General features: G+C 68.6%; 39 protein-coding genes. 2 read left to right on the plus strand and 37 right to left on the minus strand.

The features are described 5' to 3' along the window. Positions 1–73 precede the first annotated feature (73 nt). Complete coding sequence (gene glmS, locus ACPA54_RS10515) at positions 74–1,924, minus strand: glutamine--fructose-6-phosphate transaminase (isomerizing) (protein ID WP_423528417.1); 1,851 nt, start codon at positions 1,922–1,924, stop codon at positions 74–76. A gap of 111 nt (positions 1,925–2,035) precedes the next feature. Between glmS and coaA the strand changes: the two genes are divergently transcribed. Then, positions 2,036–3,013 (plus strand): type I pantothenate kinase, encoded by a 978-nt coding sequence (gene coaA, locus ACPA54_RS10520; protein ID WP_423528418.1) that lies wholly within the window; start codon positions 2,036–2,038, stop codon positions 3,011–3,013. 147 nt (positions 3,014–3,160) lie between these two features. On the opposite strand, the gene glmM is transcribed toward coaA, so the two are convergent. The 3 genes from glmM to rplM all read right to left on the minus strand — a co-directional run bounded on the left by glmM (position 3,161) and on the right by rplM (position 5,658). Further along, the gene (gene glmM / locus ACPA54_RS10525; RefSeq protein ID WP_423528419.1) at positions 3,161–4,507 is read right to left on the minus strand and encodes a phosphoglucosamine mutase; all 1,347 of its coding nucleotides are present in this window, start codon (positions 4,505–4,507) and stop codon (positions 3,161–3,163) included. A gap of 149 nt (positions 4,508–4,656) precedes the next feature. Continuing rightward, a complete protein-coding gene (rpsI, locus tag ACPA54_RS10530; protein WP_345673627.1) occupies positions 4,657–5,142 on the minus strand; it encodes a 30S ribosomal protein S9 in 486 nt (161 codons plus the stop codon). Positions 5,143–5,214: 72 nt separating this feature from the next. Beyond that, entirely contained in the window at positions 5,215–5,658 is a 444-nt protein-coding gene (gene rplM / locus ACPA54_RS10535) for a 50S ribosomal protein L13 (protein ID WP_423528420.1), read from the minus strand. 357 nt (positions 5,659–6,015) lie between these two features. Between rplM and ACPA54_RS10540 the strand changes: the two genes are divergently transcribed. After that, positions 6,016–7,122: a hypothetical protein gene (locus ACPA54_RS10540; RefSeq protein WP_423528421.1), complete on the plus strand. Its 1,107-nt coding sequence runs from the start codon at positions 6,016–6,018 to the stop codon at positions 7,120–7,122. A 13-nt stretch (positions 7,123–7,135) separates the two neighbouring features. On the opposite strand, the gene truA is transcribed toward ACPA54_RS10540, so the two are convergent. The 33 genes from truA to rpsJ form a co-directional block, all read right to left on the minus strand. Next, positions 7,136–7,999 carry a tRNA pseudouridine(38-40) synthase TruA gene (gene truA, locus ACPA54_RS10545; protein ID WP_423528422.1) on the minus strand — a complete coding sequence of 288 codons (864 nt, stop codon included), beginning with the start codon at positions 7,997–7,999 and terminating at the stop codon, positions 7,136–7,138. A gap of 123 nt (positions 8,000–8,122) precedes the next feature. Then, positions 8,123–8,629, minus strand: a complete 507-nt coding sequence (gene rplQ, locus ACPA54_RS10550; protein WP_423528423.1) for a 50S ribosomal protein L17 — start codon at positions 8,627–8,629, stop codon at positions 8,123–8,125. 192 nt (positions 8,630–8,821) lie between these two features. Beyond that, complete coding sequence (locus tag ACPA54_RS10555; protein WP_345673622.1) at positions 8,822–9,838, minus strand: DNA-directed RNA polymerase subunit alpha; 1,017 nt, start codon at positions 9,836–9,838, stop codon at positions 8,822–8,824. A 138-nt stretch (positions 9,839–9,976) separates the two neighbouring features. Beyond that, complete coding sequence (rpsD, locus tag ACPA54_RS10560; RefSeq protein ID WP_345673620.1) at positions 9,977–10,603, minus strand: 30S ribosomal protein S4; 627 nt, start codon at positions 10,601–10,603, stop codon at positions 9,977–9,979. Between the two features lie 28 nt (positions 10,604–10,631). After that, positions 10,632–11,033, minus strand: coding sequence for a 30S ribosomal protein S11 (gene rpsK / locus ACPA54_RS10565; protein WP_345673619.1), 402 nt, complete (start codon positions 11,031–11,033; stop codon positions 10,632–10,634). A 65-nt stretch (positions 11,034–11,098) separates the two neighbouring features. After that, a complete protein-coding gene (gene rpsM / locus ACPA54_RS10570) occupies positions 11,099–11,479 on the minus strand; it encodes a 30S ribosomal protein S13 (RefSeq protein ID WP_345673618.1) in 381 nt (126 codons plus the stop codon). Between the two features lie 192 nt (positions 11,480–11,671). Beyond that, positions 11,672–11,785 (minus strand): 50S ribosomal protein L36, encoded by a 114-nt coding sequence (gene rpmJ / locus ACPA54_RS10575; protein ID WP_009740505.1) that lies wholly within the window; start codon positions 11,783–11,785, stop codon positions 11,672–11,674. A 96-nt stretch (positions 11,786–11,881) separates the two neighbouring features. Then, a complete protein-coding gene (infA, locus tag ACPA54_RS10580) occupies positions 11,882–12,103 on the minus strand; it encodes a translation initiation factor IF-1 (RefSeq protein WP_018382544.1) in 222 nt (73 codons plus the stop codon). A gap of 406 nt (positions 12,104–12,509) precedes the next feature. Next, the gene (locus tag ACPA54_RS10585) at positions 12,510–12,872 is read right to left on the minus strand and encodes a DUF1707 domain-containing protein (RefSeq protein WP_423528424.1); all 363 of its coding nucleotides are present in this window, start codon (positions 12,870–12,872) and stop codon (positions 12,510–12,512) included. Positions 12,873–13,039: 167 nt separating this feature from the next. After that, positions 13,040–13,879 carry a type I methionyl aminopeptidase gene (gene map, locus ACPA54_RS10590; RefSeq protein ID WP_423528425.1) on the minus strand — a complete coding sequence of 280 codons (840 nt, stop codon included), beginning with the start codon at positions 13,877–13,879 and terminating at the stop codon, positions 13,040–13,042. 107 nt (positions 13,880–13,986) lie between these two features. Then, positions 13,987–14,646: an adenylate kinase gene (locus ACPA54_RS10595; RefSeq protein ID WP_345673615.1), complete on the minus strand. Its 660-nt coding sequence runs from the start codon at positions 14,644–14,646 to the stop codon at positions 13,987–13,989. Beyond that, positions 14,647–15,969: a preprotein translocase subunit SecY gene (secY, locus tag ACPA54_RS10600; RefSeq protein WP_423528426.1), complete on the minus strand. Its 1,323-nt coding sequence runs from the start codon at positions 15,967–15,969 to the stop codon at positions 14,647–14,649. Positions 15,970–16,232: 263 nt separating this feature from the next. Continuing rightward, a complete protein-coding gene (gene rplO, locus ACPA54_RS10605) occupies positions 16,233–16,685 on the minus strand; it encodes a 50S ribosomal protein L15 (RefSeq protein WP_345673613.1) in 453 nt (150 codons plus the stop codon). A gap of 1 nt (position 16,686) precedes the next feature. Then, entirely contained in the window at positions 16,687–16,869 is a 183-nt protein-coding gene (gene rpmD, locus ACPA54_RS10610; RefSeq protein WP_345673612.1) for a 50S ribosomal protein L30, read from the minus strand. Continuing rightward, positions 16,869–17,474, minus strand: coding sequence for a 30S ribosomal protein S5 (rpsE, locus tag ACPA54_RS10615; RefSeq protein WP_231778751.1), 606 nt, complete (start codon positions 17,472–17,474; stop codon positions 16,869–16,871). Before rpsE ends, rpmD begins: the two co-directional genes overlap by 1 nt. A 46-nt stretch (positions 17,475–17,520) precedes the next feature. Further along, on the minus strand, positions 17,521–17,904 hold the full coding sequence (gene rplR / locus ACPA54_RS10620) for a 50S ribosomal protein L18 (protein WP_345673611.1): 384 nt from the start codon (positions 17,902–17,904) through the stop codon (positions 17,521–17,523). Positions 17,905–17,906: 2 nt separating this feature from the next. Then, positions 17,907–18,446, minus strand: a complete 540-nt coding sequence (gene rplF, locus ACPA54_RS10625; protein ID WP_345673610.1) for a 50S ribosomal protein L6 — start codon at positions 18,444–18,446, stop codon at positions 17,907–17,909. Positions 18,447–18,465: 19 nt separating this feature from the next. Further along, positions 18,466–18,864 (minus strand): 30S ribosomal protein S8, encoded by a 399-nt coding sequence (gene rpsH, locus ACPA54_RS10630; RefSeq protein ID WP_345673609.1) that lies wholly within the window; start codon positions 18,862–18,864, stop codon positions 18,466–18,468. Positions 18,865–19,029: 165 nt separating this feature from the next. Further along, complete coding sequence (locus ACPA54_RS10635; protein ID WP_179814568.1) at positions 19,030–19,215, minus strand: type Z 30S ribosomal protein S14; 186 nt, start codon at positions 19,213–19,215, stop codon at positions 19,030–19,032. Positions 19,216–19,255: 40 nt separating this feature from the next. After that, positions 19,256–19,825 (minus strand): 50S ribosomal protein L5, encoded by a 570-nt coding sequence (gene rplE, locus ACPA54_RS10640; RefSeq protein WP_345673608.1) that lies wholly within the window; start codon positions 19,823–19,825, stop codon positions 19,256–19,258. Beyond that, complete coding sequence (rplX, locus tag ACPA54_RS10645) at positions 19,825–20,148, minus strand: 50S ribosomal protein L24 (protein WP_345673907.1); 324 nt, start codon at positions 20,146–20,148, stop codon at positions 19,825–19,827. Before rplX ends, rplE begins: the two co-directional genes overlap by 1 nt. Positions 20,149–20,163: 15 nt before the next feature. Beyond that, a complete protein-coding gene (gene rplN, locus ACPA54_RS10650; protein ID WP_235054803.1) occupies positions 20,164–20,532 on the minus strand; it encodes a 50S ribosomal protein L14 in 369 nt (122 codons plus the stop codon). 62 nt (positions 20,533–20,594) lie between these two features. Beyond that, positions 20,595–20,873, minus strand: a complete 279-nt coding sequence (gene rpsQ / locus ACPA54_RS10655) for a 30S ribosomal protein S17 (RefSeq protein ID WP_423528427.1) — start codon at positions 20,871–20,873, stop codon at positions 20,595–20,597. Further along, entirely contained in the window at positions 20,870–21,106 is a 237-nt protein-coding gene (gene rpmC / locus ACPA54_RS10660; protein WP_281469068.1) for a 50S ribosomal protein L29, read from the minus strand. The genes rpsQ and rpmC overlap by 4 nt, the downstream gene beginning before the upstream one ends. Then, on the minus strand, positions 21,106–21,525 hold the full coding sequence (rplP, locus tag ACPA54_RS10665; protein WP_235054805.1) for a 50S ribosomal protein L16: 420 nt from the start codon (positions 21,523–21,525) through the stop codon (positions 21,106–21,108). The genes rpmC and rplP overlap by 1 nt, the downstream gene beginning before the upstream one ends. 5 nt (positions 21,526–21,530) lie before the next feature. Further along, positions 21,531–22,379: a 30S ribosomal protein S3 gene (gene rpsC, locus ACPA54_RS10670; protein WP_345673605.1), complete on the minus strand. Its 849-nt coding sequence runs from the start codon at positions 22,377–22,379 to the stop codon at positions 21,531–21,533. After that, on the minus strand, positions 22,379–22,723 hold the full coding sequence (gene rplV, locus ACPA54_RS10675; RefSeq protein WP_423528428.1) for a 50S ribosomal protein L22: 345 nt from the start codon (positions 22,721–22,723) through the stop codon (positions 22,379–22,381). The genes rpsC and rplV overlap by 1 nt, the downstream gene beginning before the upstream one ends. Before the next feature lie 47 nt (positions 22,724–22,770). Then, positions 22,771–23,052 carry a 30S ribosomal protein S19 gene (gene rpsS, locus ACPA54_RS10680; RefSeq protein ID WP_345673603.1) on the minus strand — a complete coding sequence of 94 codons (282 nt, stop codon included), beginning with the start codon at positions 23,050–23,052 and terminating at the stop codon, positions 22,771–22,773. An 11-nt stretch (positions 23,053–23,063) separates the two neighbouring features. Then, positions 23,064–23,900: a 50S ribosomal protein L2 gene (rplB, locus tag ACPA54_RS10685; protein ID WP_423528429.1), complete on the minus strand. Its 837-nt coding sequence runs from the start codon at positions 23,898–23,900 to the stop codon at positions 23,064–23,066. A gap of 34 nt (positions 23,901–23,934) precedes the next feature. Continuing rightward, positions 23,935–24,261, minus strand: coding sequence for a 50S ribosomal protein L23 (gene rplW, locus ACPA54_RS10690; protein WP_423528430.1), 327 nt, complete (start codon positions 24,259–24,261; stop codon positions 23,935–23,937). Further along, positions 24,258–24,941, minus strand: coding sequence for a 50S ribosomal protein L4 (gene rplD, locus ACPA54_RS10695; RefSeq protein ID WP_345673599.1), 684 nt, complete (start codon positions 24,939–24,941; stop codon positions 24,258–24,260). Before rplD ends, rplW begins: the two co-directional genes overlap by 4 nt. A gap of 5 nt (positions 24,942–24,946) precedes the next feature. Next, positions 24,947–25,591 (minus strand): 50S ribosomal protein L3, encoded by a 645-nt coding sequence (gene rplC / locus ACPA54_RS10700; protein WP_345673598.1) that lies wholly within the window; start codon positions 25,589–25,591, stop codon positions 24,947–24,949. 13 nt (positions 25,592–25,604) lie between these two features. Next, positions 25,605–25,913 carry a 30S ribosomal protein S10 gene (gene rpsJ / locus ACPA54_RS10705; protein ID WP_066889903.1) on the minus strand — a complete coding sequence of 103 codons (309 nt, stop codon included), beginning with the start codon at positions 25,911–25,913 and terminating at the stop codon, positions 25,605–25,607. Positions 25,914–26,430: the final 517 nt, after the last annotated feature.

Below are 26,430 nucleotides of genomic sequence, written 5' to 3' on the forward strand. Positions count from 1 at the left end.
GCAAACGCGGACGGGCCGGCACCCGGCCGACCCGCCCCCACGAACGATCGAACGAAACGACCGGACGAAACCCCTACTCGACGGTCACCGACTTCGCCAGGTTCCGCGGCTGGTCGACCTCGTGCCCCTTGGCCGTGGCCAGCTCACACGCGAACACCTGCAGCGGCACCGTCGCCACCAGCGGCTGCAGCAGCACCGGCGTCGCCGGGATGCGCACCAGATGGTCGGCGTACGGCACGACCGCCTCGTCGCCCTCCTCGGCGATCACGATCGTCTTCGCACCGCGCGCCCGGATCTCCTGGATGTTCGACACGATCTTGTCGTGCAGCACGCTGCGGCCCCGCGGCGACGGCACCACGACGACGACCGGCAGGCCGTCCTCGATCAGCGCGATCGGCCCGTGCTTCAGCTCGCCCGCCGCGAAGCCCTCGGCGTGCATGTACGCCAGCTCCTTGAGCTTGAGCGCACCCTCCAGCGCCACCGGGTAGCCCACGTGCCGGCCGAGGAACAGCACCGACGTGGCGTCCTTCAGCGACCGCGCCAGGTCCCGCACCGGGCCCATCGTGTCGAGGACCTTCTCCACGTGCTTGGGCATCTCGGCGAGCTGCTGGATCACCTCGGTGATCTCGTCGCCCCACTTCGTGCCGCGCACCTGGCCCAGGTACAGCGCCACCAGGTAGCACGCCACCAGCTGGGTGAGGAACGCCTTCGTCGACGCGACCGCGACCTCCGGGCCCGCGTGCGTGTACAGCACGGCGTCGGCCTCGCGCGGCATCGTCGAACCGTTGGTGTTGCAGATCGCCAGCACCTTGGCGCCCTGCTCGCGGGCGTGGCGCTGCGCCATCAGGGTGTCCATCGTCTCGCCGGACTGCGAGATCGTGACGACCAGCGACTGCTTGTCGAGGATCGGGTCGCGGTAGCGGAACTCGCTCGCCAGCTCGACCTCGCACGGCACGCGCGTCCAGTGCTCGATCGCCAGCTTGGCGATCATCGCGGCGTGGAACGACGTGCCGCACGCGATGATGACGACCTTGTCGATCTCGCGCAGCACCTGGTCCGGGATGCGCACCTCGTCCAGGTGCAGGCGCCCGTCGGTGCCGATGCGGCCCAGGAGCGTGTCGGCGACCGCCTTCGGCTGCTCGGCGATCTCCTTGAGCATGAAGTAGTCGTAGCCGTCCTTCTCGGCGGCCGACGCGTCCCAGTCCACGTGGTACTCGCGGAACGTGCCCGGGTTGCCCTCGAAGTCGGTGATCTCGACACCGCCGCGGCGCAGCTCGACGACCTGGTCCTGGCCCAGCTCGACGGCCTCACGGGTGTGCGCGATGAACGCGGCGACGTCCGACGCGAGGAAGTTCTCGCCCTCGCCGCGGCCCACGACCAGCGGCGAGTTGCGGCGCGCGGCGACGACCACGTCCGGGGCGTCCGCGTGTACGGCCACCAGGGTGAACGCGCCCTCCAGACGGCGGCACACCCGGCGCATGGCCTCGGCCAGGTCGCCGTCCGCCGCGCCGAACTCGTCGGCGAGCAGGTGGCTGACCACCTCGGTGTCCGTCTCGGACAGCAGCGTGTGGCCGCGCTCGGCCAGCTCGGCGCGCAGCGCGGCGAAGTTCTCGATGATGCCGTTGTGCACGACGGCGACCTTGCCCGCGTTGTCCAGATGCGGGTGCGCGTTGACGTCGTTCGGCGCGCCGTGCGTCGCCCAACGGGTGTGCCCGATGCCCGTGGTCCCCTCGGCGAGCGGCGACTCGTCGAGGGCCTTCTCCAGGTTGACCAGCTTGCCGGCCCGCTTGTCGCTCACCAGGCCGCCGTCGGCGAGCACTGCCACGCCCGCCGAGTCGTAACCCCGGTACTCGAGGCGCCGCAGACCCTCGATGACGACGTCGAGCGCCGACTTGTCACCTACGTATCCGACGATCCCACACACAGACTGGTATCCCTTCCGTGGGGTTTGCCCACGAGCCGCACTGGAGTGTCAGCCTACGGGGTGGAGCGCCGGATCCGCCCCGGAGGCGACCGCCGGACGGCCCCGGGGAGAATGTGTGCCGTGCACACCTCTGTCACGCCCGGCACGGCACGCGACCTGTCTCCGTACGTCGAACTCGACCGCGAGGCGTGGAGCCGGCTTCGAGCGAACACACCGCTGCCGCTGACCGCCGACGAACTGGAACGGCTCCGAGGCCTCGGCGACGTCGTCGACCTCGACGAGGTCAGCGACGTCTACCTGCCCTTGTCCCGGCTGCTGAACCTGTACGTGGGCGCCACGCGCGGCCTCAATTCCGCGCTCACGACGTTCCTCGGCAACGACGAGCGCCGCCCCACGCCCTTCGTCATAGGCGTCGCGGGCAGCGTCGCCGTCGGCAAGAGCACCACCGCGCGCATCCTGCGCGAACTGCTCGCACGATGGCCGGACCATCCGCACGTGGCGCTTCTCACCACCGACGGATTCCTGTACCCCAACGCGGAGTTGGAACGGCGCGGCATCATGCACCGCAAAGGCTTCCCGGAGTCGTACGACCAGCGCGCGCTGGTCCGCTTCGTCTCCGACGTGAAAGCCGGCAAGGCCGAAGTGTCCGCCCCCGTCTACTCGCACCTGTCGTACGACATCGTCGCCGACGAACGCCTCGTCGTCCGGCAGCCCGACATCCTCATCGTCGAAGGCCTCAACGTCCTGCAGCCCGCGCTGGTCGGCGCGGACGGCCGGCCCCGCCTCGCGGTCTCCGACTTCTTCGACTTCAGCGTGTACGTGGACGCCCGCACCACGGACATCCGCCGCTGGTACCTCGACCGCTTCCTGAAGCTGCGTCAGACCGCGTTCCGGGACCCCGCGTCGTACTTCCGGCGCTACGCGGCGATGACCGAACCGGAAGCCGTCGCCTACGCCGAGGGCATCTGGCGGGACATCAACGAACTCAACCTGGTGCAGAACGTGTTGCCGACCCGCGGGCGCGCGACACTCGTGCTGCGCAAGGACGCCGACCACTCGGTGAGCCGGCTGCGGCTCCGCAAGCTCTGACGCAGTCCGACCGCACCCCCACCGCTGCACATGCGGCCTACGGAGAATGCGGAAATGCCGGAATGCCGGAATACAGAGATTTGGAAATGCGGAACGGCCTCCGCCCGGGATTCCCGGGCGGAGGCCGTTCGGCAGGAACGCGGCGGCTCAGACCGCCAGCTCGACCCGCACCACATCGGCGAGCAGGTTCGCCTCGTACTCGGCCTGCTCGTGCGTCTGCGCCTCGACCATCACCCGCACCAGCGGCTCGGTGCCGGACGGCCGCAGCAGCACCCGGCCGCCCCCCGCGAGGCGCTGCTCGGCCTCGGCGACCGCCGCGGCCAGGCCCGTCGACACGTGCACGCGCGCCCGGTCCACGCCGGACACGTTGATCAGCACCTGCGGCAGCCGGGTCATGACCGACGCCAGCTCGTGCAGCGGCTTGCCGGTCTGCGCGACGCGCGCCAGCAGCTGAAGCGCCGTCAGCGTGCCGTCACCCGTCGTCGCATGGTCCAGCAGCACCACGTGCCCGGACTGCTCGCCGCCCAGGGTGAAGCCGGCGCCCAGCATCGCTTCGAGCACATACCGGTCGCCGACGGCCGTCTCGACCATCTTCACGCCCGCGCTCTGCATGGCGAGCTTGAGGCCCAGGTTCGACATCACCGTGGCGACGAGCGTCTCCTCGCGCAACTTGCCCAAGTCGCGCATCGCCAGCGCCAGCACCGCGAGGATCTGGTCGCCGTCGACCTCGTTGCCGTGCGCGTCCACCGCGAGGCAGCGGTCGGCGTCGCCGTCGTGCGCGATGCCCGCGTCGGCGCCGTGCTCCAGCACCGCGGCCTTGAGTCCGCCCAGGTGCGTCGAGCCGCAGTCCTCGTTGATGTTCAGGCCGTCGGGCTCGCAGTGGATCGTCACGACCTCGGCGCCCGCCTGTCGCAGCGCGTCCGGGGCGACCCGCGACGACGCGCCGTTCGCGCAGTCCAGCACGACTTTCAGGCCGTCGAGGCGGTGCGGCAGCGTGGCCAGCAGGTGCTCGACGTACCGGGCATGGCCCTCGGGGTGGTCCTGCACGCGCCCGACCTGGGCACCGGTCGGACGGTCCCACTCGGTGCCGAGCAGCGCCTCGATGCGGTCCTCGACCTCGTCGGGGAGCTTGTGGCCGCCGCGCGCGAAGAACTTGATGCCGTTGTCCGGCATCGCGTTGTGGCTCGCGGACAGCATCACGCCCAGGTCCGCGCCCAGCATGCCGGTCAGGTAGGCGATCGCGGGAGTGGGCAGCACTCCGGCCCGGTACACGTCGACACCCGCGCCCGCGAGGCCCGCGACGACCGCGGCCTCCAGGAACTCGCCCGACGCCCGGGGGTCGCGCCCGACGACCGCGAACGGCCGACGGCCGTGCCCGGTGCGTTCCGCACCCAGGACCCGTGCGGCGCTGACCGCCAGGTCCAGGGCCAGTTCGGCGGTCAGCCGGCCGTTGGCCAGGCCGCGTACCCCGTCCGTGCCGAAGAGTCGTCCCACCTTCGGACCTCCCGTGGATAGAAGTGCAGAAGTGCTGAGGGTGCTGAGGGTGCTGAGGGTGCTGCTGAAGTGCTGCCACAAAAGCATCGGACCCCGGGGCACACAACTGTGCCCCGGGGTCCGATGCAATATGCAGACCAGCCGGCGACTTAACGCTTGCTGTACTGCGGAGCCTTACGGGCCTTCTTCAGACCCGGCTTCTTGCGCTCGGTGGCGCGGGCGTCACGGGTCAGGAAGCCGGCCTTCTTCAGCGCCGGACGGTTCAGCTCGACGTCCGCCTCGTTCAGCGCACGGGCGACACCCAGGCGCAGCGCACCGGCCTGGCCGGACACGCCGCCGCCGGAGATGCGGGCGATGACGTCGTACTTCTCGTCCAGCTCAAGGATCTTGAACGGCTCGTTGACGAGCTGCTGGTGCACCTTGTTCGGGAAGTAGGTCTCGAGCGTGCGCCCGTTGATCTTCCACTTACCGGTGCCCGGGACGATGCGGACACGGGCGATGGCCTCCTTGCGGCGGCCCGTCGCGGCGCCCGGCTGCGGCTCGCTGAAACGCGAAGCCACGGACTCGGACGTGTAGCTCTCGAGGGTGACCTCTTCGGTCTCCTCGACGGGGACCTCGGCAGTGGTCTCGGCCACGATTCTCCTCTTTGCGATCCTCAGCCGTTCACACGGCTGTTCAAAACTTCGATCGTCAGGCTGTGGCCGTGACTACTGCGCGACCTGGGTGATCTCGAACGGCACCGGCTGCTGGGCCTGGTGCGGGTGCTCCGAACCGGCGTACACCTTGAGCTTCGACAGCATCTGCCGACCCAGGGTGTTCTTCGGGAGCATGCCCTTGACGGCCTTCTCCACGGCCTTCTCGGGGTTGTTCGCGAGCAGGTCGTCATAGCGCACCGAGCGGAGGCCGCCCGGGTGACCCGAGTGGCGGTAGGCCAGCTTCTGGGTCCGCTTGTTGCCGGACAGGTGGACCTTGTCCGCGTTGATGATGATGACGAAGTCACCGGTGTCGACGTGCGGCGCGTACACCGGCTTGTGCTTGCCCCGGAGGAGGGCAGCAGCCTGGGTGGACAGACGGCCGAGCACGACATCGGTCGCGTCGATGACGTGCCACTGACGCTGGACGTCGCCGGGCTTAGGGCTGTACGTGCGCACGGTCGATAGCCTTCGCTTCTTCAGTGAGTGTGTGCTGACGGGATGGCGCATGGGCTGAGCCCGGCGACTTCCGCGAATGATCCGGAAGTACAGCCGGGGGCCTCGTGCGGCCCGGCGTACCGACTTCACTCAAGCAAGCCAATACGCACAACGAACCGGCAGAATACCGGGTTTCCGGGGTGCCGGTCAAAACGAGCGTCGGGGGGCTGTGCTCCCCGAGCCCCCTCCGAGGGTTCCATGGTATCCGGCCCGCGGAGCGGTTCCGACCACCGGCGGCGAACCCGGGCCCCCGCGCGCCACTATGCTGCCGCGCGAAGAAACGGACTGTGACCGACGGGCGACCGCGGGGAGGCTGCCGTGAGCGGGGACCATACGGGCCGGGGCGGCCGCGGCCGTCGCCGTGCGCACGCCGGACGCAGCGGTGTGGCGGAGACCACGAACCGCGGCGGCGGCGTCGACGACGTGACGGGCACGGGATCCGCCGTGCCCGACGAGAGCCCGTCGGAGACGACGATGGCATGGTCGGTGCGCCCCGGCGGGCCGGAATTCGGGGCCGAGGCCGACCCGTACGACGGCGCCGGCACGACGCCCCAAACCCCGTACGCGGCAAGCCGGTCCGGCTCCGGGACACCCGACTGGAACGCCATGGCGGACCGCGAAACGCGCCGCCGCAGACGCCGCAAGCAGCGCCTCCGCACCGCCGCCACACTGCTGGGCCTCGCCCTCGTCAGCGGCGGCATCACCGCCTGGGCCCTGTGGCCCGACAGCGGCACGGACAAGCAGCCGGCCTCGGCACCCACCGCGGGCGGCAAGCCCACGTTCAAACCGGTGCCGGTCGTCGCACCCCCGCCGGGCAGCGCCGCGGTACTGGCCGACCCGGCCAAGGACACCGCGCCGTTCACCGCCGAAGGGCTTTTCCCGGACGCCACGATCGCCGTCCAGGGGCGGGTCTACACCGTCGTCGCACGGCAGTTGGACAACACCTGCGCGGACGCCGCGAACCAGTCGCTCGGCACGATCCTGCGCCGCCACCAGTGCGTGCAGCTCATCCGGATCACCGCGTCGGGCCCGGACGGCGTCGCGGCCACCGTCGCGGTCGCGTCGTTCGCGAACCCCGGCGACGCACAGGCCGCCGCGGGCGACGGCAACGCCGACCCCGCCTCCGCGCTCACCGCGCTTCCCGGCGGCCCGGTGCAGGTGCTGTGCCCCGACCCGGTCGCCGGAACCCCGGGCGTGGTCTGCCTACGGCAGACGAACTCCCTTGGCCGGTACGGTATTTTCCTGATCGGCGGCTACCCCGGCACGGAGAACCGCATCACCACGGGCAGCGATCCCAAGGTCGACCAGATGGGCGCCGACCTCGACGCCGCCGCCCAAGGCGTCCTGACCGCCCGCGGCGAACAGCGCTCCCAGGAGATCTACAACGCCGCGAAGTCCGCGGCGGAAAAGGCCCTCACGAATTGACGGAGCGTGACCGTCACACCACGTCGAGCCGGTGCCGCTTGGCCTTGGCCGCCCTCTCCGCCAGTTTCTCGTCCGACGGGTAGGCCACTTCCTCCAGCACCAGGCCGTGCGCCGGCGCGACGTGCACCGACGAGTCGCGCTTGCCCGCGGCGAGTATCCCGGCCGGCCACTCCACCGGCCGCCGCCCCGACCCCACGGCCAGCATCGCGCCGACCAGCGACCGCACCATGTTGTGGCAGAACGCGTCCGCCCGCACCGACGCGATCACCAGCGGCGTGTACCCCGGCCCCGCATCGGACTCCCCCGGCGTCTCGCGCACCCAGTGGAACTCCTTCAGGCACCGCACCGTCGACGCGCCCTCGCGCCGCTTGCAGTACGCCGCGAAGTCGTGGTCGCCGAGCAGCCGCCCGGCCGCGTCGTTCATCAGCGCCACGTCCAGCGGGTGGTCGTGCCACACCACGTGGGCCCGCCGCAGCGGGTCGACGCCGCCCGCGGCGTCGCTGACCCGGTAGGCATAACGCCGCCACTCCGCGGCGAACCGCGCATCGAAGCCGTCCGGCGCCTTGGACACCGACCGCACCCGGACGTCCCGCGGCAGCGTCCCGGACAGCCGCCGCACCAACTGGTGGCCGTCCATCGTCCACTTGTCCACGGGAATGTCGACGTGCGCGACCTGCCCGCGCGCGTGCACCCCGGCATCGGTACGCCCTGCCACGGTCAGTTGCGCGGGCTTGGGCAGCCGCAGCACCGTGGTCAGCGCCTGCTCCAACGTGCCCTGCACGGTCCGCAGCCCCGGCTGGCGCGCCCAGCCGGAGAACTCGGCGCCGTCGTACGCCAGATCGATCCGCAGCCGCAGCAGCCCCGCGTCGGCAGTCACCCTCAACCCCATTCACCGGGCGCGGCAGGTGCCGCGCGGAAAGGACACACGCGCAAAAGCCACAGGCCCGCTCCCCCACCCGAAGGGGGAAAGCGGGCCTGCGTTACATCAGCGGTGAGACGCTCAGGCGTCCTTCGCCTCCGTGTCGGCGGCAGCCTCGGTCTCCTCGGCCTTGGTCTCTTCGACCTTTGCCTCGGTGGCCTTGGCCTCCTGCTCCTTGACGGAGCGCTTGGTCGCGGCCTCGGCCTCGCCGACCGCGGTCTGCGCCACGGTCAGGGCCTCGACAAGCTCGATGACGGCCATCGGCGCGTTGTCGCCCTTGCGGTTGCCGACCTTGGTGATACGGGTGTAGCCACCGGGACGGTTCGCGTAGCGCGGGCCGATCTCCTCGAACAGCGTGTGCACGACGCTCTTGTCGCGGACGACGGTGAGCACCTGGCGGCGCGCGTGCAGGTCGCCGCGCTTCGCCTTCGTGATCAGCTTCTCCGCGACCGGACGCAGCCGACGCGCCTTGGCCTCGGTCGTGGTGATCCGACCGTGCTCGAACAGCGCGGTCGCGAGGCCCGAGAGAAGCAGGCGCTCGTGAGCCGGGCCGCCACCGAGGCGCGCACCCTTGGCGGGCTTGGGCATTTCTTTCTCCTTGATATCCCTGCACCGGCCGTATCAGGTACCGGTGTCAGTCCGCCCGTGCCGGACGGCACGGACGCGAGCCCCCGGCATGCCTGCCGGGGGCGGTCCGCCCGGAGCCGGAGCCCCGGGCGACGATCAGCGGTGATCCGTACGAGTCGGTCAGCGTTGCGACCCTCGACGGGAATCCGTCGCTCAGTACTGCTCGGTCTCCGCGAACCCGTGGTCGTCCTCGTCGCCGAAGCTGTCGGCCGCGGCGGTCGGGTCGAATCCGGGCGGGCTGTCCTTGAGCGCGAGGCCCATGCCGGCCAGCTTCGCCTTGACCTCGTCGATGGACTTCGCACCGAAGTTGCGGATGTCCAGCAGGTCGGCCTCGCTGCGCGCGACCAGCTCACCCACGGTGTGGATGCCCTCGCGCTTGAGGCAGTTGTACGAGCGGACGGTCAGTTCCAGCTCTTCGATCGGCAGCGCCAGGTCGGCCGCGAGCGCGGCGTCCGTCGGCGACGGGCCCATGTCGATGCCTTCGGCGTCGACGTTCAGCTCGCGGGCCAGGCCGAACAGCTCGACCAGGGTCTTGCCGGCCGAGGCCATCGCGTCGCGCGGACGCATCGACGGCTTGGTCTCGACGTCCACGATCAGCTTGTCGAAGTCCGTGCGCTGCTCGACACGGGTCGCCTCGACCTTGTACGTGACCTTCATGACGGGCGAGTAGATCGAGTCGACCGGGATCCGGCCGATCTCCTGGCCCGCCTGCTTGTTCTGCACCGCGGAGACGTAGCCGCGACCGCGCTCGACGGTCAGCTCCATCTCCAGCTTGCCCTTGGCGTTCAGCGTCGCCAGGACCAGCTCGGGGTTGTGCACCTCGACCCCGGCCGGCGGCGCGATGTCGCCGGCGGTGACCACACCCGGGCCCTGCTTGCGCAGGTACATCACGACCGGCTCGTCGTGCTCCGAGGAGACGACCAGCTGCTTGATGTTGAGGATGAGGTCGGTGACGTCCTCCTTGACGCCCGGCACGGTGGTGAACTCGTGCAGGACGCCGTCGACGCGGATGCTCGTCACGGCGGCACCCGGGATCGACGACAGGAGCGTACGGCGGAGCGAGTTGCCGAGGGTGTAGCCGAAGCCCGGCTCCAGCGGCTCGATGACGAACCGGGAGCGGTACTCGTCGACAACATCTTCGGTCAGCGTGGGACGCTGCGCGATCAGCATGGTCTTCCTCCATGTCTCCGGTGCCCGCTATATGACACCGATGGCTATGGCAAGGGTACGGGCGGACCGGTAAAACCCGGCCCGCCCGACCCGAAAATCTGTCCTACGTTCCCGAAGGAATTCGCGGAAAACCGCGGATTACTTCGAGTACAGCTCGACGATGAGCTGCTCCTGCACCTGCGTGTCGATGACCTGACGCGCGGGCAGGGAGTGCACGAGGATCCGCATCTTGCTCGGGATGACCTCGATCCACGCCGGAACCGGGCGCTCGCCGGCCTCGGCACGGGCGACCACGAACGGGGTCAGCTCCAGCGAGTCCTTGCGGACCTCGACGATGTCGTTCTCGCTGACGCGGGCCGACGGGATGTCCGTCTTGACGCCGTTGACCGTGATGTGGCCGTGGCGGACCAGCTGGCGGGCGTGGTCGCGGGACTTGGCGAAGCCCGCACGGTAGACCACGTTGTCGAGACGCGACTCGAGGATGCGGAGCAGGTTCTCGCCGGTCTTGCCCTGCTTGCGGTTCGCCTCCTCGTAGTAGCCGCGGAACTGCTTCTCGAGGACGCCGTAGATGCGCGCGCACTTCTGCTTCTCGCGCATCTGCAGCAGGTACTCGCTGTCCTTGGTACGGCCGCGGCCGTGCTCACCCGGCGGGTACGGGCGGATCTCGATCGGGCACTTCGGCCCTTCGCACTTGCTGCCCTTGAGGAACAGCTTCATCTTCTCGCGACGGCAGCGCTTGCAGTCAGCGCCGGTGTAACGCGCCATGGTTCTTTAACTCCTACTCGGACTCAGGTCAGACGCGGCGGCGCTTGGGGGGGCGGCAGCCGTTGTGCGGCACGGGGGTGACGTCCTGGATGGAACCCACCTCAAGGCCGGTCGCCTGGAGCGAGCGGATGGCGGTCTCACGACCCGAACCCGGGCCCTTGACGAAGACATCAACCTTGCGCATGCCGTGCTCCTGGGCACGGCGGGCCGCCGACTCGGCAGCCATCTGCGCGGCGAAGGGGGTCGACTTGCGCGAGCCCTTGAAGCCGACGTGGCCCGCGGAAGCCCACGAGATCACGTTGCCCTGCGGGTCGGTGATCGACACGATCGTGTTGTTGAACGTGCTCTTGATGTGGGCGTGCCCGTGAGCGACGTTCTTCTTTTCCTTGCGGCGCACCTTCTTGGCGCCGGTGCGGCTCTTGGGAGGCATCTGCTGGAAACTCCTGAGGTCGTCGGTCCTGCGTAACGCGAACCGTGTGATCCGGCGTTAGCGGACTACTTCTTGCCCGGCTTCTTCTTGCCGGCGATGGCGCGACGCGGGCCCTTGCGGGTACGCGCGTTGGTGTGCGTGCGCTGTCCGCGGACCGGAAGACCGCGGCGGTGGCGCAGGCCCTCGTAGCAGCCGATCTCCACCTTGCGGCGGATGTCGGCCTGGACCTCGCGGCGCAGGTCGCCCTCGACGCGGTAGTTCGCGTCGATCCAGTCGCGCAGCTTGACGAGGTCGTCCTCGGTCAGGTCGCGGACGCGGGTGTCCGGGTTGACGCCGGTGTTGCTCAGGGTCTCCAGCGCGCGGGTGCGACCGACGCCGAAGATGTAGGTGAGTGCGACCTCGACCCGCTTGTCGCGGGGCAGGTCAACGCCGACAAGGCGTGCCATGTACGTGGCTCCTGGGTTCGTCGAAGGTTCTGCACAGCACCGATCCGGAAGGTCCGTTCACAGGGTCCTTCGGTCCCCGGCCTTCGTCCGGGGGTGGCGTCCCGCGCTCGACTACTGCGGGGGTCGGGTGCTGCGACTCTTACGTGGTGCGTGCGTCGCGCGACGATCGCGTGCCGCGTGCGCGGTGACTGCTCAGCCCTGGCGCTGCTTGTGGCGCAGGTTCTCGCAGATCACCATGACCCGGCCGTGACGGCGGATCACCTTGCACTTGTCACAGATCTTCTTGACGCTCGGCTTGACCTTCATGATCTCTCCGGTACGTGCTGACGAGGGCGCCCTGGGGCACCCTCGTCGCCGAGGCGGTTATCGGTTTGCACCCGCGCTTGCGCGACGGGGGCTCGCCTACTTGTAGCGGTAGACGATCCGGCCGCGGGTCAGGTCGTACGGGCTCAGTTCGACCACAACCCGGTCGTCCGGAAGGATGCGGATGTAGTGCATCCGCATCTTCCCGCTGATGTGCGCGAGGACCTTGTGCCCGTTCTGCAGCTCGACGCGAAACATGGCGTTGGGGAGAGACTCGATGACAGTGCCCTCGATCTCGATGGCCCCTTGCTTTTTGGGCATGTCCTCCGCGCTTCATCTACTCGGGATCAGCTACCTGTGGCTGCCGTGACTGCCGCAGCCGGACCTCGCGAAACCCGCGCAGCGGGCGCTTCGTCGAAGGCGTGGTGAAAAGCGGCACAGACAAGCCGACGAGTCAGTCTAAGCCACATACCCACGAGATGGGAAACCGAGCCGGGCACGGTACCGCATCACCGCCTCACGACACGCCGCACGACCGGCTCAATCGTCCACGGAATCGGCGGGTGACCAGCAAGGACGCGAGAAGGGTCCGCCGACGCGGGTCACGGCCTACGGGATGCCGGTCGGGGCGGCGAGGAGCAGCAGCACGAGGTGTACACAGGTCCCGGTCGGCCCGCGGGCGGTCGTCGGGGCCGCGTCGGGCCGACCCGTGGAGCGGCCTCCGGGCTCAGCCCGTTCGCTTCGCCCACCCGGCGGCCGCGCAGACGACAGCCGACACCGCGACCAGTGTCGCGGCCGCTCCCCCGCAGCCCGCGCGCTTGGCGCCGCTCGCCGCCTGCTCGGGTGCCGCCTCGGCCGACGGGCTCGCGGCCGCGTGGGGCGGCTCTTCCCCGTCGCCGTCGTCGCGGCGCCCCGGCAGATCCCGCAGCACGGCGTCCAACTCCCCCGCGGTCGCCGCGGCACGCACCCGCCGCAGCCGGGCCTGGTAGTCGGAGAGCGCCAGGCGCCCGGACGCCATCTGCTCCCGCAGAATGCCGGTCACCCGCTCGCGCTCCGCGTCGGTCACCGGCCGTGCCGCGTCACTGTCCATGCGCACAGGATAGGACGGGGCAGACGCCCACGGCAGCCTCGCCGGGGGCGTGCCGGGCGAGGCCCGAACTCCCCGACCGACGGCCTCGGTTCACGCCGCGACAACGGGGCCGCAGCGTCCGGCCGTGAGCCGACCGCCGGCACACCCCGCCGCGCCTCGCCCGTCCCTCAGTCCAGCGGGCGGGTCAGGATGACCGGGCCGTCGGCCGTGACGGCGATGGAGTGCTCCCAGTGCGAGGCGAAACCGCCCGCGGTGGTCTTCACCGTCCACTCGTCCGGCATGGTGAAGGTGTCCGGCTTGCCCAGGGTCACCATCGGCTCGATGGCGAGGCACACGCCGGGCAGCAGTTCCGGGCCCAGGCCCGGACGCCCGTAGTTGAGGATGTGCGGGTCCTGGTGCATCTCGGTGCCGATGCCGTGGCCGCCGTAGTCCTGGACGATGCCGTACTGCCCGCCGCCCGCCGGCGCGTTCGCGCGGATCGCCTTCTCGATCGCGTGGCTGATGTCGGTCAGCCGCGCGCCCGGCACCGCCGCCGCGATGCCCGCGTACATCGACTCCTCGCACACCCGGCTCAGCTCGGCCAACTCGTCGGACACCGCGCCGACGGCGACGGTGATCGCCGAGTCGCCGTGCCACCCGTCGAGGATCGCGCCGCAGTCGATGGAGATCAGGTCGCCGTCCCGCAGCGGGGTGTCGTCCGGAATCCCGTGCACCACCACGTCGTTCACCGACGCGCAGATCGACGCCGGGAACCCGTGGTAGCCCTTGAACGACGGCACCGCCCCGGCCCCCCGGATCGACGCCTCCGCCAGCGCGTCGAGCTCCCGCGTGGTCGCCCCCGGCACCGCGGCGGCGCGCAGCTTCGCCAGCGTGTCCGCGACGACCGCACCCGCCCGGCGCATCTTCTCGATCTGCTCCGGGGTCTTGCGCTCGATCTTGCTACGCCGCCTCTTGATCACCGGGTTGCTGTCCTTCCGCGCCGCGTGCGGCGTCGCCTCGTCGGTCATGCTCTGGTCCCCCGATACCCGCTCCGAAACGCGAACATGGGCGACCCGGATCTCCCGGATCGCCCATGCCGCATGGCGCTGGGTGTATGCCCCGAAGGGCCCCCGCGTCAGTCCTGCTTCGCGAAGGGCTTCAACGCGGTCATCGCACGCTCGGTGACGTCGCCCACCCGTCCCGTCGCGTCGATCACCACGAGGATCGCCTTCTCGGAGTAGTAGCCGATCAACGGCTCGGTCTGCTCCTTGTACACGTCGAGACGGTGCTTCACCGTCTCCTCGCGGTCGTCCTCGCGCTGGTACAGCTCGCTGCCGCACTCGTCGCAGACGCCCTCGGTCTTCGGCGGATCGAACACTATGTGGCAGACGTGGCCGTTCGCCCGGCACTGCCGGCGCCCGGACAACCGCTGGATGATCTCCTTCGACGGGACCTCGAGTTCGAGGACCGCGTCGAGCTGCGTGCCGTGCCCGGCCAGAATCTCGTCGAGCACCTTGGCCTGCGCGGTGTTCCGCGGGAAGCCGTCCAACAGGAAGCCGTCGGCGGCGTCCGGCTGGGCGAGCCGGTCGCGGACCATGCCGATGGTCACCTCGTCGGGGACGAGGTTTCCCGCGTCCATGTACTTCTTCGCTTCGAGGCCGAGCGGAGTGCCCTGGCCTACGTTGCTGCGGAACAGGTCACCCGTCGAGATCGCGGGGATCGACAGGTTTGTCGCGATGAACTGGGCCTGGGTCCCCTTACCCGCGCCGGGGGGGCCCACAAGAACGATACGCATTTAGCGGAGGAAGCCTTCGTAGTTGCGCTGCTGGAGCTGGCTCTCGATCTGCTTCACGGTTTCCAGACCCACTCCCACGATGATCAGGATGCTCGTACCACCGAACGGGAAGCTGTTGGTGGAGTTGAAGAGCACGAGCGCGATCATGGGTACGAGCGCGATCATGCCCAGGTAGAGCGATCCGGGCCACGTGATCCGGGTAAGGATGTAGTTCAGGTACTCCGCAGTCGGTCTGCCGGCGCGGATGCCCGGGATGAAACCACCATACTTCTTCATGTTGTCGGCAACTTCCTCGGGGTTGAACGTGATCGCCACATAGAAGAAGGCGAAGAACACGATCAGGAGGAAGTACGTGATCATGTAAAGCGGGTGGTCACCCTTGACGAAGTTGTTCTGGATCCACACCGCCCAGCCCGACTTGCTGCCGGAGAACTGTGCGATGAGCGCCGGAATGTAGAGCAGCGACGAGGCGAAAATCACGGGGATGATGCCCGCCTGGTTCACCTTCAGCGGGATGTACGTCGACGTTCCGCCGTACGCACGGCGCCCGATCATCCGCTTGGCGTACTGCACCGGGATGCGGCGTTGCGCCTGTTCGACGAAGACGACCAGCGCGACCATGAGCAGGCCGACCGCGATGACCGTGAAGAAGGCCACCCAGCCGCCGCCCAGCGTGCCGGTCTGCTTGATGTTCCACAGCGCGGACGGGAAGCCCGCCGCCACGGAGACGAACATCAGCACGGACATGCCGTTGCCGATGCCGCGGTCCGTGACCAGTTCGCCCAGCCACATGATCACCGACGTACCGGCGGTCATCACGGCGACCATCACGACGATCCGGAACAGGCTCTGGTCCGGAACGATCTGCGACGGGACGCACGCACCGCCGCCCGCGCTGTTGAACAGCGCGCCGCTCCGCGCCGTCGCGACCAGCGCGGTCGACTGCAGGATCGCCAGGGCGATGGTCAGGTACCGGGTGTACTGGGTGATCTTGGTGGTGCCGGCCTGGCCCTCCTTCTTGAGGGCTTCGAGGCGTGGGATCACCACCGTCAGCAGCTGAAGGATGATGCTCGCGGTGATATACGGCATGATGCCGAGCGCGAAGATCGTGAGTTGCAGCAGCGCGCCGCCGCTGAACATGTTCACCAGGCCGAAGAGGCCGCCCTGGTCCGCGGCATCGACGCACGTGCGGACCATCTGGAAGGACACGCCCGGGACGGGGATGTGCGACCCGATCCGGAACAGGACGATGATCCCCAGCGTGAAGAGCAGCTTCTTGCGCAGGTCGGGCGTGCGGAACGCCCGGCCGAAAGCGGTGAGCACACTGCCTCCTGCGCCTCGCTCAGGCGAGCGAGTCGTTTGATCGATCGGTCCCGCGTTGTACGGGCCGGTACCGGTTGGAACCTCACGGACAATAACAGCGTCGGACCGCGGAAGTGTCGCACGGACCGGGGGAATTACGGCGGTCCCGGAAGTGGAATCCGGGGTTCCGACCGGGACCCTGGTGCTGTGTGCGGCCTGGCCGCAGACGACGCAGGGGCGCCACCACCTTACCGGTGAGGCGCCCCTGCCAAACAGCCGTTGCTTTACAGCTCGTCGGCCGAGCCGCCGGCCGCCGCGATCTTCTCCTTCGCCGCACCGGAGAAGGCGTGCACCTTCACTCGGACGGCAACGGTGATCTCGCCCTGGCCGAGCACCTTGACCAGCTGGTTCTTGCGAACCGCACCCTTGGCCACGAGTTCGTCGACGGTCACGTCGCCGCCCTCGGGGAACAGGGCACTGAGCTTGTCCAGGTTCACGACCTGGTACTCGGTGCGGAACGGGTTCTTGAAGCCCTTCAGCTTCGGAAGCCGCATGTGGAGGGGCATCTGCCCACCCTCGAAGCGCTCCGGAACCTGGTAGCGGGCCTTGGTGCCCTTGGTACCGCGACCGGCGGTCTTACCCTTCGACGCCTCACCACGACCCACACGGGTCTTGGCGGTCTTGGCGCCCGGGGCGGGCCGCAGGTGGTGCACCTTCAGCGGGTTCTCCCCAGCCATGTCAGTCCACCTCCTCGACGGTGACCAAGTGCTTCACCGTGAAAATCATCCCGCGGATCTCCGGACGGTCTTCCTTCACGACGACGTCGTGAAGGCGCTTGAGACCGAGGGACCGGAGCGTGTCCCGCTGGTTCTGCTTGCTGCCGATCTTGGATCGGACCTGGGTGACCTTGAGGCGAGCCATCACGCACCCACTCCCGCGCGGGCGCGCAGGAGAGCGGCCGGGGCCACGTCCTCGAGCGGAAGCCCGCGGCGAGCCGCGATCTCCTCGGGACGCTGGAGACCCTTGAGGGCCGCCACCGTCGCATGGACGATGTTGATCGCGTTGTCCGAGCCGAGCGACTTGCTCAGCACGTCGTGGATGCCGGCGCACTCGAGCACGGCACGCACCGGGCCACCGGCGATGACACCGGTACCGGGGGAAGCCGGCTTGAGCAGCACGACACCGGCCGCCGCCTCACCCTGGATCGGGTGCGGAATGGTGCCCTGGATACGGGGGACCTTGAAGAAGTGCTTCTTGGCCTCCTCCACACCCTTGGCGATGGCGGCCGGCACCTCCTTGGCCTTCCCGTAGCCGACACCGACGGTGCCGTCGCCGTCGCCCACCACGACCAGCGCGGTGAAGCTGAAGCGGCGGCCGCCCTTGACGACCTTGGCTACACGGTTGATCGCGACAACGCGCTCGACGTACGCGGTCTTCTCGGCGGCGGCTCCGCCGTCCCGCCGATCCCGCCGGTCCCGACGCTCGCCGCCGCCGGCGCCGCCACCGCGGCGCTGGGGTCCAGCCATCAGAAAATCCTCATCTGTCGTACGAAGCTTGTCCGGACCAGCGGGCTCAGAAAGCCAGCCCGTTCTCACGCGCGGCATCGGCCAACGCGGCGATACGGCCGTGGTACTTGTTGCCACCACGGTCGAACACCACGGTCTCGATGCCCGCGGCCTTGGCCCGCTCAGCGACGAGCTCGCCGACCTTGCGCGCCTTTGCGGTCTTGTCGCCCTCGCCGCCGCGGATGGACTCGTCCATCGTCGAGGCGGACGCCAGGGTGACACCGGCCAGGTCGTCGATCACCTGAACCACGATGTGGCGCGTGGAACGGGTCACGACCAGACGAGGCCGCTGCGGGGTGCCGGAAACACGCTTCCGGACCCGGATGTGCCGGCGCTTGCGGGACGTCGACTTCTTCGCGACGCCCTTGCCGATCTTCACACCGACGGCCATGCCTACTTACCAGCCTTTCCGACCTTGCGGCGGATGACCTCACCCGCGTACTTCACACCCTTGGCCTTGTACGGGTCGGGCTTGCGAAGCTTGCGGATGTTGGCAGCGACCTCGCCGACCTTCTGCTTGTCGATGCCCTCGACCGAGAACTTGGTCGGGCTTTCGACGACGAAGGAGATGCCCTCGGGGGCGTCGACGACGATCGGGTGGCTGTAGCCGAGCGCGAACTCCAGCGAGGAGCCCTTCGCCGCGACACGGTAACCGACACCGCTGATTTCGAGCTTCTTGACGTATCCCTGGGTCACACCGGTGATCATGTTCGCCACCAGCGTCCGGGACAGCCCGTGCAGGGCCTTCGAGAGGCGCTCGTCGTTCGGGCGGGTCACCGCAAGGGTGCCGTCCTCGGACTTGGCGATCTCGATCGGAGCGGCGAGATTGTGCGACAGGGTGCCCTTGGGGCCCTTCACGACGACCTCGCGGCCATTGATGGTGACGTCCACGCCGGTGGGAACCGGGATGGGCAGCCGTCCAATACGCGACATTGCCTATCCTCCTTTCCCGTTACCAGACGAAGGCGAGGACTTCCCCGCCCACGCCCTTCTTGGCAGCCTGACGGTCGGTCAGCAGACCCTGCGACGTCGAGATGATCGCGACGCCGAGGCCTCCCAGCACCTTCGGCAGGTTCGTGGACTTTGCGTACACCCGCAGACCGGGCTTCGAAACGCGGCGGATGCCGGCGACCGAGCGCTCGCGGTTCGGGCCGAACTTCAGGTCGATGACGAGGTTCTTGCCGACCTCGGCGTCCTCGACGCGCCAGCCCTGGATGTAACCCTCCTGCTGGAGGATCTCCGCGATGTGCGACTTGATCTTGCTGAACGGCATCACGACATCGTCGTGGTATGCCGAGTTGGCATTCCGCAGACGCGTGAGCATGTCTGCGATGGGGTCGGTCATGGTCATGACGGCCTCAGGGCCTTTCTCGCCGCGGTTTCCCGAAATGCGATCTGTCCCGGGGCCGCCCCTCCCGGAAGAGGGGCGGCACCACAGGCGACTGCGGGACGGGACCTACAGCGTTTGAAACGGACACCCCGCCGAGGCGGAGTGGTGCCGGCAAGCGGGGTTCGCTTACCAGCTGCTCTTGGTGACGCCGGGCAGCTCGCCGGCGTGCGCCATCACGCGAAGGCACACGCGGCAGAGGCCGAACTTGCGGTACACCGAGTGCGGACGACCGCACCGCTGGCAGCGCGTGTAACCGCGCACCGCGAACTTCGGCTTGCGAGCGGCCTTGGCAATCAGGGCCTTCTTCGCCACTTCAGCTCTCCTTATTGCGACGCTCAGCCTAGACGGCTGCTCACGCTTCCTTGAACGGGAAGCCGAGGTGGCGCAGCAGAGCCCGGCCCTCGTCGTTGTTCGTGGCCGTGGTCACCACAGTGATGTCCATGCCGCGAACCCGGTCGATCTTGTCCTGGTCGATCTCGTGGAACATCGACTGCTCGGTGAGACCGAAGGTGTAGTTCCCGCGGCCGTCGAACTGCTTCGGCGAAAGCCCGCGGAAGTCGCGGATACGCGGCAGCGCGACGGAGACCAGGCGGTCCAGGAACTCCCACATGCGGTCGCCGCGCAGCGTGACGTGCGCGCCGATCGGCTGGCCCTCGCGCAGCTTGAACTGCGCGATGGACTTGCGGGCCTTGGTGACCTGCGGCTTCTGGCCGGTGATGGCCATCAGGTCCTTGATCGCACCGTCGATCAGCTTGGAGTCGCGGGCGGCGTCGCCCACACCCATGTTGACGACGACCTTGACGACGCCCGGGATCTGCATGACGTTCTCGAACTGGAACTCGTCACGCAGCTTGCCCTGGATCTCGTCCCGGTAGCGCTGCTTCAGACGCGGAAGCGCCCGTGCCTCAGTGGTGACAGTCATCAGATGTCCTCACCGGTCCGCTTGGCGATCCGGATCTTGTTGCCCTCGTCGTCGAACCGGTAGCCGACGCGCGTGGGGACCTTCTTGCCGTCCTGCTCCACGACCAGCATCACGTTGCTGATGTGGACAGGGGCTTCCTGGGTGATGATGCCGCCGGTCTTGGCACCCTTGGCGGACTGGCCGACCTTGGTGTGCTTCTTGATCCGGTTGACACCCTCGACGAGGACGCGGTCGAGCTGCGGGTAGGCCGCAATGACCTTGCCCTGCTTGCCCTTGTCCTTGCCCGTGATGACCTGGACCAGGTCACCCTTCTTGATCTTCATGCTCTTCGCCATGGCTTACAGCACCTCCGGCGCGAGCGAGATGATCTTCATGAACTTCTTCTCGCGCAGTTCACGGCCGACCGGGCCGAAGATGCGGGTACCGCGGGGTTCTCCGTCGTTCTTGAGGATGACGGCGGCGTTCTCGTCGAAGCGGATGTAGGAGCCGTCCACACGGCGGCGCTCCTTGACGGTCCGCACGACGACAGCCTTGACGACGTCGCCCTTCTTCACGTTGCCACCGGGGATCGCGTCCTTAACGGTGGCAACAATGACGTCCCCGATGCCCGCGTAGCGCCGGCCGGACCCGCCGAGCACACGGATGCAAAGGATCTCCTTGGCACCCGTGTTGTCGGCGACTCGCAGTCGCGACTCCTGCTGGATCACGTCTAACTCCTGATCGTCACGTCGCGGCGCAGGCCCACCTCAGTGGGCCTGCCCGGCGCTCGCTACTTGGCCTTCTCGAGGATCTCGACGATGCGCCACCGCTTGCTGGCGGACAGCGGCCGGGTCTCCATGAGGAGGACGCGGTCGCCGACGCCGCAGGCGTTCTGCTCGTCGTGAGCCTTCAGCTTGCTCGTGCGGCGGATGACCTTGCCGTAGAGCGGGTGCTTCACGCGGTCCTCGACGGCGACGACGACGGTCTTGTCCATCTTGTCGCTGACGACGAGGCCCTCACGGGTCTTGCGGAATCCCCGGGTGTCAGTCATCTCAGTCTTCTCGCTCACGCCGCGCCTCCGGTCTCCTCCACGCTGACGATCCCGAGCTCGCGCTCGCGCATCAGCGTGTAGATGCGGGCGATGTCCTTGCGGACCGCCTTGAGCCGCCCGTGGTTCTCGAGCTGCCCGGTCGCCGCCTGGAAACGGAGGTTGAACAGCTCCTCCTTGGCCTCACGCAGCTTGGCGACGAGTTCCTCGTCCGCCAGGTCGCGCAGCTCGGACGCCTTGGTCCCGGCCGCCATCACGCCTCACCTGCCTCGCGCCGGACAATCCGGCACTTCATCGGCAGCTTGTGCGTGGCGCGCAGAAGCGCCTCGCGAGCCACCTTCTCGTTCGGGTACGACAGCTCGAACATCACCCGACCGGGCTTGACGTTCGCGACCCACCACTCGGGCGAGCCCTTACCGGAACCCATGCGGGTTTCGGCCGGCTTCTTGGTCAGCGGACGGTCCGGGTAGATGTTGATCCAGACCTTGCCACCACGGCGGATGTGCCGGGTGATGGCAATACGGGCCGACTCGATCTGCCGGTTGGTCACGTACGCCTGGCCCAGGGCCTGGATGCCGTACTCGCCGAACGCGAGTTCCGTTCCGCCCTTGGCGCGCCCACCGCGCTTGGGGTGGTGCTGCTTGCGGTGCTTGACCCTGCGGGGGATCAGCATCGGGGTCAGGCCTCCGTTCCGGTCTCGGGCGCCGGGGTCGCAGCCTCGGCAGCCGGCGCGGCGGAGTCAGCGGACTCGGTCGCCGGCGCTTCGTTCTGCGGGCGTCCGCCGCGGCCACCGCCACGACGCTCGCCACCGCGGCCGCCACGCGGACGGTCGCTGCCGCCCGGGCCACGCGACGGGCGGTTGCCCGCACGCGCCGCGGCGTTGTCCGCGCGGACCTCGGCGATGTTCTTGACGTCGCCCTTGTAGATCCAGACCTTCACGCCGATACGGCCGAAGGTGGTGCGGGCCTCGAAGAAGCCGTACTCGACGTTCGCGCGCAGCGTGTGCAGCGGCACACGACCCTCGCGGTAGAACTCCGAGCGCGACATCTCCGCGCCGCCGAGGCGGCCGCCGCACTGGATCTTGATGCCCTTGGCACCCGACTTCATCGCGGTCTGCATCGCCTTGCGCATGGCGCGGCGGAAGGAGACACGCGACGAAAGCTGCTCGGCGACGCCCTGCGCCACGAGCTGCGCGTCGATCTCGGGGTTCTTGACCTCGAGGATGTTCAGCTGGACCTGCTTGCCGGTCAGCTTCTCGAGGTCGCCCCGGATGCGGTCGGCTTCCGCGCCGCGGCGGCCGATGACAATGCCCGGCCGGGCGGTGTGGATGTCGACGCGGACGCGGTCGCGGGTGCGCTCGATCTCCACCTTGGAGATGCCGGCCCGCTCCATGCCCTGCGTCATCATCCGGCGGATGGCGACGTCTTCCTTGACGTAGTCCTTGTACAGCTTGTCGGCGTACCAGCGCGACTTGAAGTCCGTGGTGATACCGAGGCGGAACCCGTGCGGGTTAACCTTCTGGCCCACTAGCGGGTCCTCTCCTTCTCGGCGACAACCACGGTGATGTGGCTGGTGCGCTTGCGGATGCGGTACGCGCGGCCCTGGGCACGCGGCCGGAACCGCTTCAGGGTCGGGCCCTCGTCGACGTACGCCTCGGACACGTACAGGTTGTTCGTGTCGAGGTTGTGGTTGTGCCCGGCGTTGGCGATGGCGCTGTCCAGCACCTTGCCCACCGGCTCGCTCGCGGCCTGCTGCGCGAAGCGCAGGATTGCCTGCGCATCGGCGGCGTCGACGCCGCGGATCAGGTCGACAACCCGGCGAGCCTTCATGGGCGTGACGCGGATGTACCGCGCCTGGGCCCTGGCTTCCATTGAAGTCCCCTTGTTCATCTCAGTTCGGTTTCCTTGTAGCTCGCCGGTCAGCGACGACGCGACTTGCGGTCGTCCTTCTCGTGGCCACGGAAGGTCCGGGTCGGGGCGAACTCGCCGAGCTTGTGGCCGACCATCGCCTCGGTGACGAACACCGGGACGTGCTTACGGCCGTCGTGTACCGCGATGGTGTGACCCAGCATCGCCGGGATGATCATCGAGCGGCGGGACCAGGTCTTGATGACGTTCTTGGTGCCCTTTTCGTTCTGCACGTCCACCTTCTTGATCAGGTGGTCGTCGACGAAGGGCCCCTTCTTCAGACTGCGCGGCATCAGACCTGCTCCTAGCGCTTCTTGTTCGTCTTGCGGCGGCGGATGATCAGCTTGTCGCTGGCCTTCTTCGGCCGGCGGGTGCGACCTTCCTTCTGGCCCCACGGCGAAACCGGGTGGCGACCACCGGAGGTCTTGCCCTCACCACCACCGTGCGGGTGGTCGATCGGGTTCATCGCCACACCGCGGACGGTCGGGCGCTTGCCCTTCCAGCGCATGCGGCCGGCCTTGCCCCAGTTGATGTTCGACTGCTCGGCGTTGCCGACCTCGCCGACAGTGGCGCGGCAGCGGACGTCGACCAGGCGGATCTCACCCGACGGCATACGGAGGGTCGCGAACGCGCCTTCCTTGGCCAGCAGCTGGACGCTGGCACCGGCGGAGCGGGCCATCTTGGCGCCGCCGCCCGGACGCAGCTCGATCGCGTGCACGACCGTACCGACCGGGATGTTGCGCAGCTGCAGGTTGTTGCCCGGCTTGATGTCGGCCGTCGGGCCGTTCTCGATCCGGTCGCCCTGGCGGAGCTTGTTCGGCGCCAGGATGTAGCGCTTCTCGCCGTCCGCGTAGTGCAGCAGCGCGATGCGCGCGGTGCGGTTGGGGTCGTACTCGATGTGCGCGACCTTGGCCGGCACGCCGTCCTTGTCGTTCCGGCGGAAGTCGATGACGCGGTACGCACGCTTGTGGCCGCCACCCTGGTGGCGCGTGGTCACGCGACCGTGGTTGTTACGACCACCCTTGCTGTGCAGCGGGCGGACCAGCGACTTCTCCGGCGTGGACCGCGTGATCTCGACGAAGTCGGCGACGCTGGCGCCACGACGGCCCGGAGTCGTCGGCTTGTACTTGCGGATGCCCATGGCTTCTCTTAGTCCTCGTCCGTATCAGCGGCCGTCAGCCGACGGGTCCACCGAAGATGTCGATCCGCTCGCCCTCGGCCAGGGTGACGATCGCTCGCTTCGTGTCCTTGCGCTTACCGAAGCCGGTCTTGGAACGCTTGCGCTTTCCCTGCCGGTTGATCGTGTTCACGTCCGTGACCTTGACCCCGAAGACCGCGATGACGGCCTGCTTGATCTGGGTCTTGTTCGCGTCCGGGTGGACGATGAACGTGTACTTGTTCTCGTCGAGGAGCCCGTAGGACTTCTCCGAGATCACCGGCTTCAGCAGCACGTCGCGCGGGTCGGTGAAGGTCTTGCTGGTGACCTGCGTGGTCTCGCTCACGCCTCGTCGCTCCCTTCAAGCTCGCTCGAAGTGGCAACGGCCGTCGCGGACTTGCCCGAGGGCGAGCCGGCGATGAACCGGTCCAGAGCGGCCTTGGTGAAGACCACGTCGTCGGAAACGAGCACGTCGTAGGTGTTCAGCTGACCCGGCTCGAGGATGTGCACCTGCGGGAGGTTGCGGGCACTCAGCCAGGCGGCCGTGTCGTCCTTCTCGACGACCAGGAGCACGTGCTTGCGCTCGCTGATCTTGCCCAGAAGGGTCTTGGCGGCCTTGGTGGAGGCGTCACCGTCGACCAGCGCGGACACGCAGTGGATGCGCGCGTGCACGGCACGGTCGGTCAGTGCACCGCGAAGCGCGGCAGCCTTCATCTTCTTCGGGGTCCGCTGCGCGTAGTCGCGCGGCACGGGTCCGTGGACCACGCCGCCGCCCGCGAACTGCGGGGCGCGGGTCGAGCCCTGACGGGCGCGGCCGGTGCCCTTCTGGCGGTACGGCTTCCGGCCGCCGCCGCGGACCTCGCCACGCGTCTTCGTCTTGTGCGTGCCCTGGCGGGCGGCGGCGAGCTGCGCCACGACGACCTGGTGGATCGTCGGGATGCTCACCTGGACGCCGAAGATCTCCGCGGGGAGGTCGACGGAGCCGGTCTTCTCGCCGGCCGGCGAGAGAACGTCAATGCTGGTCATGTGGTTCACGCCCCCTTGGCCGCGGTGCGGACCAGGACGAGGCCGCCGTTCGGACCGGGAACCGCACCCTTGACCAGGATGAGGCCCTTCTCGGCGTCGACAGCGTGGACGGTCAGGTTCTGAGTGGACACGCGCACGTTGCCCATGCGGCCCGCCATGCGCACACCCTTGAACACGCGGCCCGGGGTGGCACAGCCGCCGATGGAACCCGGCGAGCGGTGCTTGCGCTGGGTACCGTGCGAGGCGCCGAGGCCGTGGAAGCCGTGGCGCTTCATGACACCGGCGGTGCCCTTGCCCTTGCTGGTGCCCGAGACGTCGACCTTCTGGCCGGGCTCGAAGACGTCCGCGTTGATCTCCTGGCCGAGCGCGTAGTCGCCGGCGTCGGAGGTGCGGAGCTCCACCAGGTGGCGGCGCGGCGTCACGTTCGCCTTGGCGAAGTGGCCGGCCAGCGGCTTGTTGACCTTGCGCGGGTCGATCTGCCCGTACGCGATCTGGACGGCGCTGTAGCCGTCCGTGTCGGAGGTACGGACCTGGGTCACGACGCACGGCCCGGCCTGGACGACGGTCACCGGAACGACGCGGTTGTTCTCGTCCCAGACCTGGGTCATGCCGAGCTTGGTGCCCAGGATGCCCTTCATCTGCTTCGTCATCGTCGGTGCGTCCTCAGAGCTTGATCTCGATGTCGACACCGGCCGGCAGGTCGAGACGCATGAGCGAGTCGACGGTCTTCGGCGTCGGGTCGAGAATGTCGATGAGCCGCTTGTGAGTGCGCATCTCGAAGTGCTCGCGCGAGTCCTTGTACTTGTGCGGCGAGCGGATGACGCAGTACACGTTCTTCTCGGTCGGCAGCGGCACCGGGCCCGCGACCTGCGCACCCGTACGGGTCACCGTCTCGACGATCTTGCGCGCCGAGCTGTCGATGACCTCGTGGTCGTAGGCCTTGAGCCGGATGCGGATCTTCTGTCCCGCCATGGCTGCTTTGGATTCCTTCTCTCGTACCGCTGCGGATCACCCCCGCTGTCGCGGGAGGAAGTGTTGTCCGGAAGCCCTTCCGGGCTCCTCGTCCTCCGACCCCCGCGGTCGGGCGTGTCGCCTTGTTGCCCGCATGGCACCCTTGAACACCCCTTCAGGGGAGGCTCGGGGAGCCGGAGCAAGCAACGGAACGCACTGCCCGCGCCGCTGCGGCAAGCGGCTGAGCATCGATGCGTCCACGAGACGACCACGCGCGCAAACACGCGATGGGCGGCGGGGAGGCTGGTCCACACTGAAGCCCGTCGACCGAACCGGACGCCCTCACACGTGAGAACGCACAGCCAGGGCTCGCGGCAAAGGCACACAAAGGCCCCTTGGCCGAACCGGGCAACTTGACCAGTATGCAACACGGAGTGCCGCCTTGGCCAATCGAGGTCCGTGCGCTAGCGCGATGCCGGCACACGCGGCCCCGTAGTCACAGTGGGGAGTCCGCCCCGCCAACAAACGGGGGTGTGAT

It is taken from the genome of Uniformispora flossi (assembly GCF_049534875.1).
GTDB lineage: Bacteria > Actinomycetota > Actinomycetes > Streptomycetales > Streptomycetaceae > Yinghuangia > Yinghuangia aomiensis.